This window comes from Sulfurovum sp. bin170, from assembly GCF_010892395.1.
GTDB lineage: Bacteria > Campylobacterota > Campylobacteria > Campylobacterales > Sulfurovaceae > UBA1140.
Genome location: NZ_JAACKB010000284.1, coordinates 1 through 2,609, shown reverse-complemented (window position 1 = coordinate 2,609; position 2,609 = coordinate 1). Strand labels below are relative to the sequence as shown.

Genomic DNA, 2,609 nt, shown 5'->3' with positions numbered 1-2,609 from the left:
TAGTAAAACATTCTCATTTGGAGGTTTTCAACTTTTTAATATAACTGATAATATAGATACAAAACTTGATCTAACTATGTATGACTTAACTTTATATTATGAGATTTTAGATAATTGGGTAAATGTAGATTTAGGTGTTAATCTAAAATATATAGATGGAACAATAGATATAGAGTCAACAACAGAATATGAGCATAAAAGTTTCCAAGCACCTATACCAATGTTATATGCCAAAGCTCGTTTTGATGTTCCTACGACAGACTTAAGTTTTCAAGCTGAAGGGAACTATATCTCTTATGATAGTAATACGCTATATGATCTTGAAGTTGGTGCTAGATACTCTTTTGCTCTTGGATTTGGCGTGGAAGCTGGATATAAGTCATTTAAACTTAAACTAGACGATATAGACGATTTGAGTATGGATACGGACTTTAGTGGTGCATACGGAAAAGTAGTCTGGGATTTCTAATGGCAAAACAGCGTTTTAGAGATTTAAAAAAGGGAAAGATCACAGAGGCTCCTAAAAAAAAGAGCAGAGAGACCAATATACCATATGCTAATAACAAGATTAAGAGCAAAGCAGCCATAACAGACTCATTTATGCTTATGATGCCTATTATGTATGCTGTAATATATTTAGTAATGGATAATCGAGAAGATTTTGAGGAGAATATGCTAATAGGGTGGCTCTATATCTTGGTGCCATTCATTACGGTACAGACTCTGTTTATGTTTTTTGGAAATGGTCAGACTCCTGGATACCGTAACTACAGACTAAAAGTTGTTGATATTAATAGCCTAGAGAAGCCACCTCTGTTTTCTATTATTTTTAGAAATACTGCTATGGTTTTATCTATAATTACAGTTGTTGGTTGGCTCATGATGTTTTTTAGAAAAGACAATAGAGGTCTGCATGATTTTCTAAGTAACACAGCTGTTATTGTAAGCAATGAATCCGAAAAATAAAAGTTAATGAAGGTAACTCTTTCACTCTTCTACCTTTTCTATTTTGCTTTAGTTGGGGTATATATTATCTTCATGCCAAAGGTACTTTTGGATTTTAATTACAGCAAGGCACAAGTAGGAATTATCTATGCGGCAGCACCTTTTATGCGTTTTTTGCTCCCTTTCCTATTTAAACATCTAGTAGAGCTAAATCATAAAGTCTATCTTTTTTCTCTGCTATTTACTTTTTTGGCTACTTTAATCTTTTTGAGTACAGTAGAAAATTTTTATCTATATCTCTTTGCGAATCTCCTTTTTGGGGCATCTATGGGTATCTCTCTTCCATTTGTAGAGACTATCGCTCTGCAACAAATTTCAAAAAAAGAGTATGGACGGATTCGTCTCTGGGGGTCTGTTGGTTTTATCATCATTGCACTTTGGCTAGGGAAAATTCTCTCTGACCCATATGAAGCACTCTACTATCTATCAGGAACGGCTTTTATGACATTGGTAGTTGGTTATTTTGCACTACAGTTTGATAGCGAAGTAAAAGAGAGAAAGAAGCAAGAGAGTGATAGCTCTTTTTCTCTAACTCGTTTTTGGGCTTTTTGGGTAAGCCTATTTCTAATGCAATTAGCATTTGGTGGCTTCTATAACTTCTTTACTATCTATGAAATAGAGCATGGAATTAGCCTAGAGATGGTTAGCTGGATGTGGATATTTGGTGTTGTTTGTGAGATTGTCATGCTCTATTTCCAAGGCCCTCTTTTGGAGAGAAATCTACTCAATATCTTGAAAATTGCTACACTTATAACAGCTTTTAGATGGATGATTCTATATCTATATCCTGATAGCATAACGCTAACTTTTGCCTCTCAATCACTTCATGCTGTTAGCTTTGCTCTATACCATACAGCCACCATAACTTATGTATTTTCACTCTACTCTCAAAAAAAATTGGCTCAACAGTTTCTTTTGGGGATTGGATTTGGACTAGGTGGAGCAGTGGGGGCGATGGTCTCTGGATGGATTTATGGGGAGAGTCTATTTTTAATTGAAGCTATTATTACATTGGGTGCATTTTTGATGTTATATATTCATGATAGAAGAAGAATTAATGAATTAGCGTAGAACAAAAAGCAAGTATCATTGAGGAGCAGAGATTTTGAGCTAAAGAAACAAATTCCGCCTAAAAAAGCAAAATTCGCGTATCACTGTTTTCACATCGACCCGTCGCATCATGGGATCTTGGGGAACTGCTTCCCAAAATCCAATAGTCTCAACAGGACGGAAACCCTTATCCTCTCTATATCTTTCGATTACAACTATTATTTTTCTTCAAATCCCAAATTCCAACACTATCTATCTCGGCATATTTGACAAAAGACCACCCCCAAAAAGGGAACAGACTAAAGCCACAGTTACCAATCTATTTTCCGCTCTTTTGGCATATTTTCTAAAATAGGAAACGATGGCTTTAGCCTCGTATTATTCGGGGCTAAAGCCTCCGATTCCAAAAATATTTATGGAAAACTTAGCCAAAAGAGCGACACACAATTTTATGGTTGTTTGGGTAGACACATGGGTCTACCCCTACGAAAAGAAAAATAATATCTGTAGGGGTAGAGCAGTGTCTCTACCCTTGAACAACAACGATATAATTA

General features: G+C 35.5%; 4 protein-coding genes. All 4 read left to right on the top strand.

Features of this window, described 5'->3' with window-relative positions:
* A partial coding sequence (locus GSY74_RS06715) for a TIGR04219 family outer membrane beta-barrel protein (protein WP_164664335.1) occupies positions 1-469 on the top strand: 469 nt, incomplete at its 5' end.
* Positions 469-966 (top strand): RDD family protein, encoded by a 498-nt coding sequence (locus GSY74_RS06710; RefSeq protein WP_164664334.1) that lies wholly within the window; start codon positions 469-471, stop codon positions 964-966. The genes GSY74_RS06715 and GSY74_RS06710, both read left to right, overlap by 1 nt.
* Positions 967-972: 6 nt before the next feature.
* Positions 973-2,076 carry an MFS transporter gene (locus GSY74_RS06705; protein ID WP_164664333.1) on the top strand — a complete coding sequence of 368 codons (1,104 nt, stop codon included), beginning with the start codon at positions 973-975 and terminating at the stop codon, positions 2,074-2,076.
* Positions 2,077-2,416: 340 nt separating this feature from the next.
* The coding region (locus GSY74_RS10795) for a hypothetical protein (RefSeq protein ID WP_223157494.1) at positions 2,417-2,609 on the top strand (193 nt) is incomplete at its 3' end.